General features: G+C 61.2%; 12 protein-coding genes and 2 pseudogenes. 10 read left to right on the top strand and 4 right to left on the bottom strand.

Going from position 1 to position 13,176, the window contains the following annotated elements:
* Window positions 1-15: 15 nt before the first annotated feature.
* Complete coding sequence (locus AC3WJW_RS01955; RefSeq protein WP_493724935.1) at window positions 16-306, top strand: hypothetical protein; 291 nt, start codon at window positions 16-18, stop codon at window positions 304-306.
* Here AC3WJW_RS01955 and AC3WJW_RS01950 read toward each other — a convergent pair.
* Together AC3WJW_RS01950 and AC3WJW_RS01945 are read right to left on the bottom strand one after the other, a co-directional pair.
* Window positions 303-776 carry a cyclic nucleotide-binding domain-containing protein gene (locus AC3WJW_RS01950; protein WP_008015977.1) on the bottom strand — a complete coding sequence of 158 codons (474 nt, stop codon included), beginning with the start codon at window positions 774-776 and terminating at the stop codon, window positions 303-305. The two genes, AC3WJW_RS01955 and AC3WJW_RS01950, sit on opposite strands and share 4 nt — an antisense overlap.
* Window positions 777-913: 137 nt before the next feature.
* The gene (locus AC3WJW_RS01945) at window positions 914-2,974 is read right to left on the bottom strand and encodes a S9 family peptidase (protein WP_493724934.1); all 2,061 of its coding nucleotides are present in this window, start codon (window positions 2,972-2,974) and stop codon (window positions 914-916) included.
* Between the two features lie 289 nt (window positions 2,975-3,263).
* Here AC3WJW_RS01945 and AC3WJW_RS01940 point away from each other — a divergent pair, with 289 nt between their 5' ends.
* From AC3WJW_RS01940 to AC3WJW_RS01925, 4 genes and pseudogenes are all read left to right on the top strand, one after another.
* Window positions 3,264-3,761, top strand: coding sequence for a hypothetical protein (locus AC3WJW_RS01940; RefSeq protein ID WP_007972419.1), 498 nt, complete (start codon window positions 3,264-3,266; stop codon window positions 3,759-3,761).
* Between the two features lie 32 nt (window positions 3,762-3,793).
* Window positions 3,794-4,570, top strand: coding sequence for a class II glutamine amidotransferase (locus tag AC3WJW_RS01935; protein WP_015096368.1), 777 nt, complete (start codon window positions 3,794-3,796; stop codon window positions 4,568-4,570).
* Window positions 4,571-4,581: 11 nt separating this feature from the next.
* On the top strand, window positions 4,582-5,124 hold the full coding sequence (locus AC3WJW_RS01930) for a DUF2937 family protein (RefSeq protein WP_007993795.1): 543 nt from the start codon (window positions 4,582-4,584) through the stop codon (window positions 5,122-5,124).
* Window positions 5,125-5,258: 134 nt separating this feature from the next.
* Window positions 5,259-5,423, top strand: a pseudogene (locus tag AC3WJW_RS01925) (DUF2937 family protein); the annotation flags it as partial.
* Here AC3WJW_RS01925 and AC3WJW_RS01920 read toward each other — a convergent pair.
* Both AC3WJW_RS01920 and AC3WJW_RS01915 read right to left on the bottom strand, forming a co-directional pair.
* Window positions 5,404-7,515, bottom strand: a complete 2,112-nt coding sequence (locus AC3WJW_RS01920) for a TonB-dependent receptor (RefSeq protein ID WP_493724933.1) — start codon at window positions 7,513-7,515, stop codon at window positions 5,404-5,406. The pseudogene AC3WJW_RS01925 and the gene AC3WJW_RS01920 sit on opposite strands and share 20 nt — an antisense overlap.
* Before the next feature lie 511 nt (window positions 7,516-8,026).
* Window positions 8,027-8,956 (bottom strand): LysR family transcriptional regulator, encoded by a 930-nt coding sequence (locus AC3WJW_RS01915; RefSeq protein WP_493724932.1) that lies wholly within the window; start codon window positions 8,954-8,956, stop codon window positions 8,027-8,029.
* Window positions 8,957-9,102: 146 nt separating this feature from the next.
* Here AC3WJW_RS01915 and AC3WJW_RS01910 point away from each other — a divergent pair, with 146 nt between their 5' ends.
* The 5 genes and pseudogenes from AC3WJW_RS01910 to AC3WJW_RS01890 all read left to right on the top strand — a co-directional run.
* Window positions 9,103-10,389, top strand: coding sequence for an MFS transporter (locus AC3WJW_RS01910; protein WP_007972423.1), 1,287 nt, complete (start codon window positions 9,103-9,105; stop codon window positions 10,387-10,389).
* 72 nt (window positions 10,390-10,461) lie between these two features.
* Window positions 10,462-11,214 carry a 5-oxoprolinase subunit PxpA gene (locus tag AC3WJW_RS01905; protein WP_493724931.1) on the top strand — a complete coding sequence of 251 codons (753 nt, stop codon included), beginning with the start codon at window positions 10,462-10,464 and terminating at the stop codon, window positions 11,212-11,214.
* On the top strand, window positions 11,211-11,915 hold the full coding sequence (gene pxpB / locus AC3WJW_RS01900; RefSeq protein WP_493724930.1) for a 5-oxoprolinase subunit PxpB: 705 nt from the start codon (window positions 11,211-11,213) through the stop codon (window positions 11,913-11,915). Before AC3WJW_RS01905 ends, pxpB begins: the two co-directional genes overlap by 4 nt.
* Window positions 11,912-12,835 (top strand): 5-oxoprolinase subunit C family protein, encoded by a 924-nt coding sequence (locus AC3WJW_RS01895; protein ID WP_493724929.1) that lies wholly within the window; start codon window positions 11,912-11,914, stop codon window positions 12,833-12,835. Before pxpB ends, AC3WJW_RS01895 begins: the two co-directional genes overlap by 4 nt.
* A gap of 150 nt (window positions 12,836-12,985) precedes the next feature.
* Window positions 12,986-13,102 (top strand): annotated as a pseudogene (locus AC3WJW_RS01890) (biotin-dependent carboxyltransferase family protein); the annotation flags it as partial.
* Window positions 13,103-13,176: the final 74 nt, after the last annotated feature.

Here is a 13,176-nt window from a genome sequence, read left to right as displayed (position 1 = left end):
CCAACGGAGCCATTGATGAAGCGCACCATTCTAACGGTCATTGCCCTGGCCGCGCTCTCGATAACTGCAGCGCAGGCCCAACAGTTGCAACCGATTCCCGTCAGCCCCGCGCCGATACCCGGTTCGCCCGGCACCGCCACGCCCACGCCTTACCCGCAAATCAGCCCGGCGCCCTTGCCGAAAGTCGGCCCCGGCAGTAGCGGGCCGCCGTTGGTGCCGATTGAAATGCCCAGCCCGCCAACCAAGGATCAGCCCGTGCCGGGAATCGAACAGAACCCGCCGAAAGTCAAATCACCGGGTGGCTAGACCTGCTGCGAAAGCAATTGACCGTCGGCCATGCGCAGGCGTTTGGACAGGGAGACGGCGAGGGCTCGGATGATCTTGGCAGCGATTTTCGGTGCATCGTTGAGCATCTTTTCCAGCGAGTCCTTGCCCAGGTTGAGCAACTGGCAGTTGCTGGCAGCCACGCAACTGGCCGAGCGCCGTTCGCCGTCGAGCACGGCCATTTCCCCGAACGAGCGGCCGCTGCGCAAGGTGGCGATGGTGACTCGTTGCCCGTCAGCGGTGGTTTTCTGCACCGCCACCTGACCGGTATGGATGATGCACATGAAGCTGCCGGCATCGCCCTCCTGGAAGATCTCCTCGCCTTGGGCAATGGTGCTGATACTGAAATAGCCCGAGGCCGCGGCGAAGTCCGCCGGCAACAGTTGATTGAACAGGCCGCAATCCATCAGCCAGTCGCGAATTTCGTTGTTCAGAAAAGTTGATTCAGACATGTCGTCACGGTCTTTTGTTTGTCTGGTTCCCTGTAGGAGCTGCCGCAGGCTGCGATCTTTTGATCTTAAAAATCAAAGCCAAAAGATCGCAGCCTGCGGCAGCTCCTACAAGGGATTGGTGTTGTATCCGACCGCAATCAAGGCCGGTTTATACCCAATACCTTGAACAAAAATGCATATTCGAGCGCTACGTCACGCAATCCCTGATATCGACCGCTCATCCCGCCATGCCCGGCACCCAGTTCGGTCTTGAGCAGTAGCGGATTGCTGTCGATCTTGGTCGCGCGCAGTTTTGCCACCCACTTGGCCGCTTCCCAGTACTGCACGCGGCTGTCGTTGTAACCGGCGATCACCAGGGTCGCGGGATAAGCTTGCGCGGTGACGTTTTCGTACGGGGCGTAGGCCTTGATCCGATCATAAACGTCCGGTTCTTCAGGGTTGCCCCACTCGTCGTATTCCGTCACGGTCAATGGCAGATCGGGGTCGAGCATGGTGTTGAGGACGTCGACGAACGGCACTTCGGCGATGGCGGCGCCAAACAGCTCCGGCCGTTGATTGAGCACCGCGCCGATCAGCAAGCCGCCGGCGCTGCCGCCGCTGATTGCCAACTGCGGTGCAGTGGTGAAGCCTTGGGCGATCAGGTGTTCGGCGCAGGCGATAAAGTCGCTGAAGGTGTTGTGCTTGTGCTCCTGCTTGCCGGCGCGATACCAGGCTTCCCCCAGTTCGCCGCCGCCACGCACGTGGGCAATGGCAAACGCCATGCCGCGATCCAGCAGGCTCAGGCGCGCATGGGAGAACCATGGGTCGAGGCTTTCGCCGTAGGCGCCATAACCGTAGAGGTACAGTGGCACCGGTTTGCCGAGGTCGGTACGTTTGATCACCAGGCTGATGGGCACTTGCGTGCCGTCCGGCGCCGTGGCCCACAGGCGCTGGCTGATGTAGGCGTCGGGGTCGAACGGGCCGAGTACCGGGGTTTGCTTGAGGACTTTCTGTTCGCCGGTCGCCAGTTCAAGCTGGCGGATTTGCGCCGGACGGTTCAACGCCTCGTAGCGCAGGCGAACCCGCTCGCTTTCGAACTCCAGGCTGTTTTGTACGTGCAGGCTGTAGGCCGCATCCGGCAGTTGCACGCGATAAGGCGCCAGGCCTTGTGGGTGTACTTCAATGACCGGCAAACCGCCGAGTCGCAGGCTGAGGGTCATGGCCCCGGTGTTCAGGCTGATGCCGTCGATCATCACCGTGTCGCTATGAGGGATCAGGTTCTGCCAGTCGGCTTCGGTGGGCGCGGCGCCGGTATCGACGGCCGTGTACAAGGCGAAATTGATGCCGTCGCGGTTGGTGCGGATGAACCAGGTCCATTGCCCGTCGAGTGTGCCGTGATCCACGTCGTACTCATGATCCTCAACCCGTGGCGCCAGGCAGGTAAACGCCTGCTGGGGCCGGGAGGCATCGAGGACCCAGACTTCGCTGGTGGTCTTGCTGCCCACGGACAGCAGCAGTTGCTGCTCGGAGCTTGAACGGTAGCAATGCATGAAGAAGCGACCGTCCGGTTCATGGAACACTTCTTCGGCCGCCGTACCGTCCAGTCGATAGCGATACAGTTTGTGTGGGCGATGGGTGTCGTCCAGCTCGCCAAAGAACAGCGTCAGGCTGTCGTTGGCCCAGGTCATGCTGCCGTCACAGTCCTGGAATTCCAGCTCGCTGACGCGGCCGTCGGACAATTCCTTCACGAACAGCGTGTAAATCTCGTCGCCACTGGAGTCGATGCTGTAGGCAAGGCGCTGATGGTCCGGGCTGATGCTGAACGCACCCAGGGAAAAGAAGCCGCCGTTGGCCAGTTCGTTGGGGTCCAGCAGCAGTTGTTCGCGGCTTTCGTCGAGGGTCAGGCTGTCATCGGCCGGACGTGGGCAGCGGTAGTGCCGGGCATACTCATCGCCTGCGGTGGTGCGGGTGTAGTACAGATACGGTCCCCAGGGCGAGGGCAGGGACAGGTCGGTCTCGAGAATCCGCCCCTTGATCTCCTCGAACAGGGTTTCGCGCAGCCCGGCCTGGTCGGCGGTTTGCGCCTCCTGATAGCTGTTTTCGGCTTTCAGATAGTCGAGCACTGCAGCGGTGTCGCGCTCTTGCAGCCAGGCATACGGATCGGAGCCATCAGCCTTGTGGGCAATCGGAGCGTCGCAAGTGTTGGCGGATAGGGGCATGAAGGACTCTCGAGCAGTGTACGGAATTGGGGGTGAATAACCTGTAGGAGCGAGCTTGTGTGGCGAGGGGGCTTGCCCCCGTTCGGCTGCGAAGCAGTCGTAATACAGACACCGCGTTATTGACTCAATATCGCAATGACTCGTTTTAGGGCCGCTTTGCGACCCAACGGGGGCAAGCCCCCTCGCCACACAAGCCCGCTCCCACATGGATAGCGCTCAACAGTCAGGCATTGATGCAGCCTGACGGGCGAAAAGCCGTTATCATAAGCGCCTCTTTGCCTGCCTTGCCATGGACACCATGACCGAGAACGACTATCTGATCGCTTGGGGCCTCTACGCCTTTGCCGCTTTGGGCTGCCTGTTGGTGTGGATGCGCTTGACCCGCTGGATGTGGCGTTGGCTGCGTGAGCCATTGCGGCTGGCGATGGTCGTGCTGCTGTTCAGTCCGACCATCATCGACCCGGTCAAGGATAAAGTCGCACCGGCCGTCGCCATTACCGCGCTCGACCTGCTGTTCAAGGTCGGCAACAACGCCTGGCGGGCAATTTCCGATTTGTTCATGTACGGCATGATCGCATTCGGCCTCTATCTGGTGCTGGTGGCGATCCGTTTCCCCATCGAACGCGCCGCCAACGCCCGCAAGGAGCGTGAGGCTGCCACCAAAGCCGCCGTCCGCGCCGAAGAGCCTGAGGATGATCAACCGTTTGGCGGTGCCGGCGATGATCGTTACGGTCGTCCGCCCGTGCCGAGCAATCCTCAGCGGATGCGAGTCGAACCCCGTCTGTAACCTTGCCCCTGCGATTGAGCGAGAGTCCGAACATGTGTGAGTTATTGGGCATGAGCGCCAATGTCCCGACCGATATCGTGTTCAGCTTTACCGGGCTGATGCAGCGCGGCGGCCGCACCGGCCCGCATCGCGATGGCTGGGGCATTGCCTTCTATGAAGGCCGTGGGCTGCGGCTGTTCCAGGACCCGGCGGCCAGCTGCGAGTCGGAAGTCGCCAACCTGGTGCAGCGCTATCCGATCAAGAGCGAAGTGGTGATCGGGCACATCCGCCAGGCCAACGTCGGCAAGGTCTGCCTGTCCAACACCCATCCGTTCGTCCGCGAGCTGTGGGGGCGCAACTGGTGTTTCGCCCATAACGGCCAGTTGGCGGATTTTCAGCCAACGGCCAGTTTCTATCGCCCCGTGGGCGATACCGACAGCGAAGCGGCATTCTGCGATTTGCTCAACCGTGTGCGTGCGGCGTTCCCCGAACCGGTCGAGGTCGAAGCGTTGCTGCCGGACCTGGTGGCCGCTTGCGCCGAGTACCGCAGCAAAGGCGTGTTCAACTGCCTGCTCAGCGACGGTGACTGGCTGTTCTGCTATTGCTCGACCAAGCTGGCGCAGATCACCCGCCGCGCCCCCTTTGGCCCGGCGCGCCTGAAAGATGTCGATGTGATCGTCGACTTTCAGGCCGAAACCACCCCTGACGATGTGGTCACCGTCATCGCCACCGAACCCCTGACCGAAAACGAAACCTGGACCCGTTACGAACCGGGTCAATGGAGCCTGTGGCGACGCGGCGAATGCGTCAGCCAGGGCACGACCGAATAAGGATGCCTTGCATGTTGCTCAGTTATCTACGGCTGGTGTTGTTTGCGGCGGGCCTGTTGATCGGTGTCCAGGTGCCGGGGTTCATCAACGATTACGCCAAGCGGGTCGAAGCCCATCTGATCGAGGCGCAAGCCGGGTTGAGCGGCTTCCAGAACACCGCCAATCAGTTCTTCAAGGGCGACATGCAGGCGCTGGTCGCGCATTACCGCGCCAGCGAGGACCCGATATTTCGCAGCGACGCCGACAGCCTGAGCAACCTGCTGACCCGTCAATTGGCGTTGGATAAACAGTTCCAGGCGATGCAGGGGCCGTGGTACATCCGCTTCCTGCAAGTGGTACTGGCCGCCGATCCGGACATTCGCAAGGAAACCTGGAACGGCTACAGCTACCAGATCCTGTTGACGCCCGAAGCGATGGTCTGGGGCATGAGTGGCGCCTTGCTGCTGTCGTTCGGGATCGAGTGCCTGTTCCGGCTGATCGACTGGGTGGTGCTGGGCGGCAAGCGTCTGCGCCAGAGCCGGCCGATCGAAGAGCGGGATTTACGCGGGCTGTAAGAACAAAAGATCGCATCCCAATGTAGGAGCTGCCGAAGGCTGCGATCTTTTGATTTTCAACGATTCAAACCGATGTAATTTTCACCGACCCGGCGCGCATACCCCTCCAGCACCGGTGGCAAGGCGCCGATACCGAAGCCCATGTGATCGAGGCGCAAGCCGCGTTGAGCAGCTTCCAGAACAGCGCCAATCAGTTCTTCAAGGGCGATATGCAGGCGCTGGTCGCGCATTACCGCGCCAGCGAGGACCCCATCTTTCGCAGCGACACCGACAGCCCGATTACCAATCTATCGAATAGGTCATGCTCAAAGTGCGGCCTTGGGCGTTGGGGTATGGCGCTTTGGCGTTGGCCTGGGCGAACAGGTTGACGTACGTGCGGTCGGTCAGGTTGTACACCCCGCCTTCCAGGCGACCGACCGGCAAGTACACGGAGCCGAGCAGGTCCACCAACGTATAGCCTTCGATGTCACGCCCGTTGTTGTCCTTGGCGGCCGCGTCGTAGCTGGACAGGTGCATGCCTTGCATACGCAGGGAGTAGTCGTCTTCGGTGTAGCCGACGAACAGCGTGGTCTTGGCCGGTGAAATGCGTGTCGCCGGCAGATCGATCCATTTCCCGTTCTGCTGGGTCTCGCCTTTGGCCCAGGCATAGGTGCCACCCACCGACCAGTGATCGGTCGCGCGGTAGGTCAGGCTGTTTTCGATGCCGCGAACCCGCTCCTTCTGGTTGATCAGACGCAAGACACGGCTATTGGCATCGTAGAATTGGGTCACGTCCGAGGTGTTTTCATAGACGGTGACGTCGGCCTGCCACTGGTCCCAGTCTCCGCGCCAGCCCAGCTCGTAGCTGTCGACCTTGATGGCCTGGGCGTTGAGGCTCTGGATGTCGAAGGTGCTGCTCACGTCACGCAAGAAACGCTGGATGTCCGGCAGCGAAAAGCCCTGGCTGTAATTGGCGAAGACGTCCTGATGTTCACTCAGGTGATAGACCGCGCCCAGGTTATAGAGCGTGGCGTCGTATTTGAGGGTGTCGCCGGGCAGGATGGCGCGTACGCCGGTCTGGACGATCTGACCGTAGGCGATGCTGTCGGAAACCTCGCTTTCGATCCATTCGCGGCGCACACCACCACGCAAGGTCCAGTCACCGATGTCCCAGGACATCTGTCCGAACAGTGCCTTGGTGGTGGTTTCGATATCCGGGCCCATCTCGTAAGTGGTGCCGGTCTTGGTGTAGGTCAGCCCTTTGAGGGTGTATTGGTCACCGCGCTGACGAGAGCGCTCGTTATCGTAGTCGGCGCCCCAGACCAGGTTGCCCGTGGCGCTGCCGATGGCCGGCAGCGGCGTGTCGATGGCCGCACGCAGGCCGTACACATCCTGCACGCTGTTGTTGTCGGCGATCCCGGCCTTGCCCCGCGACAGGTCAGGGAAGAACAGCGCGTCGGCCCGGCGCCAGTAGCTTTCCAGTTGCAGGCCCTGGCCGTAGAAGTCGTTGTCGGTGAAGTTGAGGTTGGCCGCCTGGTTATGGGTGTAGGGCTGGTCGTCGAGATTCAGTCCTTTGACCGCTACGGCCTCTTGCAGGTTTTTCGGGTCTTTTGTGTAGCCGGTGTCTTGCTGGTCCTTGTAGTCCTGCAGCGACAGGCTGAGTTTTTTGTCGGCATCCAGTTCGTAACCGAAACGACCTTGCAGGTCATAGGTGTCGGTGTCCATGTTGCTGCCCTGGGAGGTGTCCTGAGGGATGCGATTGCCGTTGCCGTCGTACTGGTCGTTGCGCTGGGTCAGGTCGGCGGACAGGTACCAGTCCAGGGCATCCTTGCGTCCGGTCGCACTCTGAAAGGCCTCGTAGGCGAAACCCTTGCTGTTGAGGTTGTTGCCGGTGGTCAGGCCCAGTTTGCTGCTGTAGGCAAGGTCCTGACCCTGGTTGCGCTTGGTGATGATGTTGATGATGCCGCCCGAAGCACCGGCGCCATAAATGCTGCTGGCGCCGGAAACCACCTCGATGCGTTCGATGCTGGCCGGCGCAATGCTGTTGAGCTGGCGGAAGTTGTCGCGCGTGGCGTTCTGCGACACGCCGTCGATCAACACCAGCATGTTGCGCCCGCGCAGGGTCTGGCCGAAGTTGCTCATCCCGCCGCTGGACGGCGCGAGCCCTGGAACCAGTTGCCCCAGGATGTCGGAGACCCGACGCCCGGCGCCACTCTGTTGGCTGATCTGTTGTTCGTCGATCACCTGGACCGAGCCTGGAATCGAGGCAATGGTCGCTTCGCTACGCGTCGCGGAAACGACGGTGGCCTGCATGTTCAATGTGCCAGGTTGCTGGTCGGTGTCCTCGGCCCAGGCCTGGGCGCTGACGGAGCCGAGCAGCGGAATCAGCAGGGAAAGTTTGGTTCGGGTCATGAGGTGGTCTTTTTTAGTCGTGATAAGTGTGGCCAGGCAAGATTTCGGGGCCGGATGTGGCGGTAAATGAGCGCACCCGGTGGATCCCGATGGTGGCCAGGGCGTAGGCGACGGGGAGCAGTGCGCCTGCCAGATGCCCCAGAGCACCCGGCTGACGAGAAACCCAGCCATTCGTTAGCCAGCACCGTGGCCGTCAGCGTCAGGATGCAGAACCGGGCAACGCCCTCGATGAGGCGCAAGGTGTAAGCAGGATCAGGGGTTGGAAGCAGCGCTGCGCGGTGGGCGCCGGGGCAGTGCTCAAATGGTCGAGGGTGATGCGGCGGGACTGGAAGGCCGGAGTGCCGAGGGCTTCCCTCCAGTGTGAGAGCCGTTGCTGCTGTCTTTGCGTGAAAGCGCGCATCAAGTCCGATTCCTTCTGGACAGTGGTTTAGCTGAATGCGCGCAGAGAATACATTTTCAAAATATTAATGCAAATGATAGTAATTGCTTCTTGTGATATGGAAGCTCCTTTTCAGAGCCTGGCCAGGGGTTTGCTCAAGACCATGTAGCGCTCTCCCACCTTCCGTGCATACTCCTCCAGCACCTGCTGACACAACGCCACAATCTCCTCGACCCACTCCACACCCACCCGCCACGACACCACCACCTGCAAGTCGGGTGGTCGCTGATCGATGTCCAGCAGGGTCAATTCGCCGCGCGCCAGTTCCTCGGCCACCAGCACCGGCGGCAACGCGCCGATACCGAAGCCGTCGCGCAACAAGCGAGTAATTGCCGACACCGAGTTCACGCAGTTCAACCGTGGCGCCATCACGCCATTGGCCTGCATCAGGGCCAGCACTTCCTGGTGCGGATGGGAGTTTTTCGAATAGGTGATGACCCGCTCGCCCGCCAGGTCAGCGATGCCCGAGTACTCGCGGTTGTAAATGGAGTTGCTGGCGACGATCCAGCCCATGGGGTGGCTGGCCAGTTCCAGGCTGCGCACGCTTTCCTGGCGCAGCAGGTCGGTTTGCAGGATCACATCGAGAAAGCCTTTTTGCAGCTGATCGCAGAGGTTGAGCGAGGTATCGGCCACCAGCTCGATTTCCACCAGCGGGTAGTGATCGGTCATCTGCGCCACCAACGGGCTGAGCCAGGTATGGATCACCGTGTCCATCACGCCGATGCGCACCCGTCCGGCCTTGCTCGAACGGGTCTCGATCGACTGCTTGAGTGCGTGCATGGTGTCCAGCATCTGCTCGGCGTAATCGAGCACTTTGAGGCCTTCGGGCGTCAGGCTCACGCCGCGCGAATCACGCAGAAACAGCTTCACCCCGAGCTCGCCTTCAAGCACCGCAATTCGGCTGGAAATCGAAGCCTGAGTGGTGAAGAGCTTGTCGGCGGTCAGGCGGAAACTCTTGAGTCGGGCGACCCAGACAAAGGTCTCGAGAAACTTCAGGTTCATGGGATAAAGATTTCTTATGTCTAAGGCGGGTTTTTATTAGTTGGACGCAGCAGGGGCGCGCGTCCAAAAATCGGCGCATCCGGTTCCCACGATAGGCGTCGTCGGGGCTCAGAACAATACCAATAAAATCAGCGCGGAGATTTGCCATGAGTGCGCCCGACACCCCCGTCATCGCGAAAGCCACGGCTCGCCCGGGACCTTTCGACTGGTATCGCAACATCAATCAGCAGGAGCGCCGCACCTTCTGGAGCTGCAAGATCGGCTATGGCCTGGACGGCATGGACACCCAGATGCTCAGCTTCGTGGTGCCGACCCTGATTGCCATGTGGGGCATCACCACCGGCCAGGCCGGGCTGATTCACACCAGCACCCTGATCGCTTCGGCCATCGGTGGCTGGGTCGCCGGGATTCTCTCCGACCGCATCGGTCGTGTGCGCACCCTGCAACTGACTGTGTTGTGGTTTGCCTTCTTCACCTTCCTCTGCGGCTTCGCCCAGAGCTACGAGCAACTGCTGATTGCACGGACCCTGATGGGCTTCGGTTTCGGCGGCGAGTGGACGGCCGGCGCCGTGCTGATCGGCGAAGTCATTCGCGCCAAAGATCGCGGCAAGGCTGTGGGCATGGTGCAATCCGGCTGGGCGCTGGGTTGGGGGCTGACGGCGATTCTGTATGCGCTGCTGTTCTCGGTATTGCCACCGGAAGACGCCTGGCGCGCGCTGTTCATCCTTGGCATCGTGCCGGCGATTTTTGTGATTTTTGTCCGCCGTCTGGTCAAGGACCCGGAAATCTATCGTCAAGCCAAAGCCCGGCAGGAGCCGAGCAACCCGTCGAAGTTCTATGAGATCTTCGCCCCCGGCATGCTGTTCACCACGATTCGCGCTTCGTTGCTGACCACCGGGGCATTGGGCGGCTACTACGCCATCACGTCCTGGCTACCGACTTTCCTGAAAAACGAACGCGGTTTGAGCGTACTCAACACCAGCGGTTATCTGGCGATGGTGATCGTCGGTTCCTATGTGGGTTATGTCATCAGCGCCTATTTGACCGACATCCTCGGACGCAAGAAGAACTTCATCCTGTTCGCCGTCGGTTCGTTCACCATTGTCCTGCTGTACACGCAAATGCCGGTCAGCAACGGCGTGATGCTGTGGCTGGGCTTTCCGCTGGGGTTCTTCGCCTCGGGGATTTTCAGTGGCATGGGCGCATTCCTGACCGAATTGTTCCCCACGCGCATTCGCGGTTCGGGCCAGGGTTTTTGCTACAACATCGGCCGCGCGCTGGCGGCGTTGTTTCCGCTGCTGATCGGCCTGCTCAGCCAGACCGTACCGCTGAGCGTGGGCATCGGTGCCTTCGCGGCGGTTTCCTACGGTGTGGTGATTCTCGCGGCCCTGAGCCTGCCGGAAACCCGTGGCAAGCAACTCGACGCCCAGTAACTGATAACCTGCGGGACTGTCTTATAGGTATGTCCCGCAGCTGAAAAGAATAAAACTACAGGAGTGTTCAGTGTGAGCCGCCTGCTATTGAACTGCGACATCGGCGAGAGTTTTGGCAGCTGGACCATGGGTCTGGACGCCGAAATCATGCCCTTCATCGATTGCGCCAACGTCGCCTGCGGTTTTCACGCCGGCGACCCGAGCATCATGCGCAAGACCGTCAGCCTGGCCCTCAGCCACGGTGTGCAAATCGGCGCGCATCCGGCCTATCAGGATCTGGTGGGCTTCGGTCGCCGCTCCATGGCCTATGCCACCCAGGAACTGCAAGACATCCTGCATTACCAGATCGGCGCCCTCGACGGCATCTGCCGGGCCCAGGGCGGCCGGGTCAGTTACGTCAAACCCCATGGCGCGATGTACAACGACATGATGGCCAACCCGGCGCAGTTGCGCGCCGTTTTGCAAGCGGTGGCGTCCTACGACCGCACTCTGCCATTGATGCTGATGGCGACCCGCGACAACAGCGCTGCCCAACAAATGGGTGATGAATACGGCGTGACGCTGTGGTTCGAGGCCTTCGCCGATCGCGCTTACGACAGTGCCGGCAGGCTGGTCGCGCGACAACTGCCGGGCGCGGTGCATCACGACCCGGAAACAATCATCGAGCAGGCGCTGACCATTGCCCGTGGTGATCAGCTTACCGCCAGCGACGGCAGCGCCCTGCATTTGCAGGCCAATACCCTCTGCGTGCACGGCGACAACGCCAGTTCGGTCGCTGCCGTGCAACGCATCCGAGAAGCCTTGAACCGGCAGAGTGCGTCATGAAGCTGCGGGTGGAAGTGGTGGCGCTGGATTGCCTGATGGTGCGCCTGTTCGATGAAATCGCCGAAAGCAACATGCCGTGGATGCTCGCGGCCAGTGAAAGTCTGCGCATGGCATTTGCCGGGCACCTGATCGATCTGGTGCCGTCCTACACCACCTTGATGGTGCATTACGACATGACTGCATTGAGCCCGAGCCAGGCACGGGAACTGATCGCCCAGGCACTGATCGATCTGTCGCCCAATGCGCGCACTCGCGGTACCTGTCATGTGTTGCCGGTGTGGTACGACTTGAGTGTCGGACCGGAATTGACGCTGTTGTCGCAGCGCAGCGGGTTGGCGGTGGAGGAGGTGATCCGTCGCCACAGTGAGCGTGAATACCAGGTGTTCGCCCTGGGTTTTGCACCGGGCTTCGCCTTCATGGGGCTGGTGGAAGAAGCGCTCGCTGCGCCGCGTCTGAACACACCACGCAAGAAAGTCGCGGCCGGCAGTGTCGGCATCGCCGAGCGGCAAACGGCGGCTTACCCGGTGGTGTCGCCGGGCGGCTGGAACCTGATCGGCCGCACGCCGGCCAGATTGTTCGACCGCAACCGTGACGGCTACAGCCTGATGCAGCCCGGTGACACCGTACGGTTCGAAGCGGTCGGCCATGCCGAGTTCATTAACCTGGGGGGTGACGATACGCCTCTGGAGGCCCAGGCATGAGCCGTCTGATGATTGAAGCGAGTACGCCGCTGTGCCTGTTGCAGGATGCCGGTCGATTCGGCGTACGGCATCTGGGCGTGACCCAGGGTGGAGCGGCGGATTGGCGTTCGATGTCCTGGGCCAACTGGCTATTGGGCAACGGACTGGATGCACCGGTGATCGAAATCACCCTTGGCGGATTTACTGTGGTGGCTGAAGAAGACTGCGTGCTGGCCTTGGCCGGAGCGGATCTTGGCGCGCGGGTGGATGGCGAGGCTTTGACCCCGTGGCGCAGTTTCAGGCTGCACAAAGGTCAGCGTTTGCAATTCACTCAGCCGTTGCTCGGAGCCCGGGCTTATCTGGCGGCGCCGGGTGGGTTTGATGCGCCGAAAGTGCTGGGCAGTAGCGCGACGGTGGTCCGGGAGGAACTCGGCGGGCTGGACGGCATGGGCCGAGCGCTGGGTAAAGGGGCGAGCTTGAGCTATTCGGGCAACCCGGTGATGTTGCTGCGCGAATTGAGCGCAGACCAACGACCGGACCTGAGCCTTGATGCGCCGTTGGACCTGGTCCTCGGAGCACAGATCGGCGAGTTCAGCGGGCAGAGCCTGTTCGACGCGTTCAACAGCGTATGGCACCTCGATAGCCGTGCCGACCGGATGGGTATTCGCCTGCTGGGTACGGCGCTGCAGTACCAGGGCAAGCCGATGATTTCCGAAGGCATTCCGTTGGGTGCCGTGCAGGTGCCGCCCGACGGGCAGCCGATTGTGTTACTCAATGATCGGCAGACCATTGGTGGGTATCCGCGTCTGGGGGCGTTGACGCCGTTGGCGCTGGCGCGGCTGGCGCAGTGCCTGCCGGGGAGGGTGGTTCGACTCAAGCCCGTTGTGCAAGAAGTCGCACATCGGGAACAGATCGAGTATCTGCAGCGCTTTAAAGTTTGAAGATCAAAAGATCGCAGCCTTCGGCAGCTCCTACAGGGATCGGTGTAGGAGCTGCCGCAGGCTGCGATCTTTTAGCTTTATTTGGACAAAAACCGCATCCCTTCCTCCAGCCCGCGAAGGGTCAGCGGATACATCTGGTCATCGATCAAGTTGGCGCTGGCGCGGCTGGCGCAGTGCCTGCCGGGGAGGGCGGTTCGACTCAAGCCCGTTGTGCAAGAGGTCGCACATAGGGAACAGATCGAGTATCTGCAGCGCTTTAAAGATTGAAGATCAAAAGATCGCAGCCTTCGGCAGCTCCTACAGGGATCGGTGTAGGAGCTGCCGCAGGCTGCGATCTTTTA

Source organism: Pseudomonas sp. GW821-FHT07G06 (genome assembly GCF_058986625.1).
The sequence above is the reverse complement of the archived record's forward strand: the minus strand, read 5'-3'. Positions and strand labels throughout refer to the sequence as shown.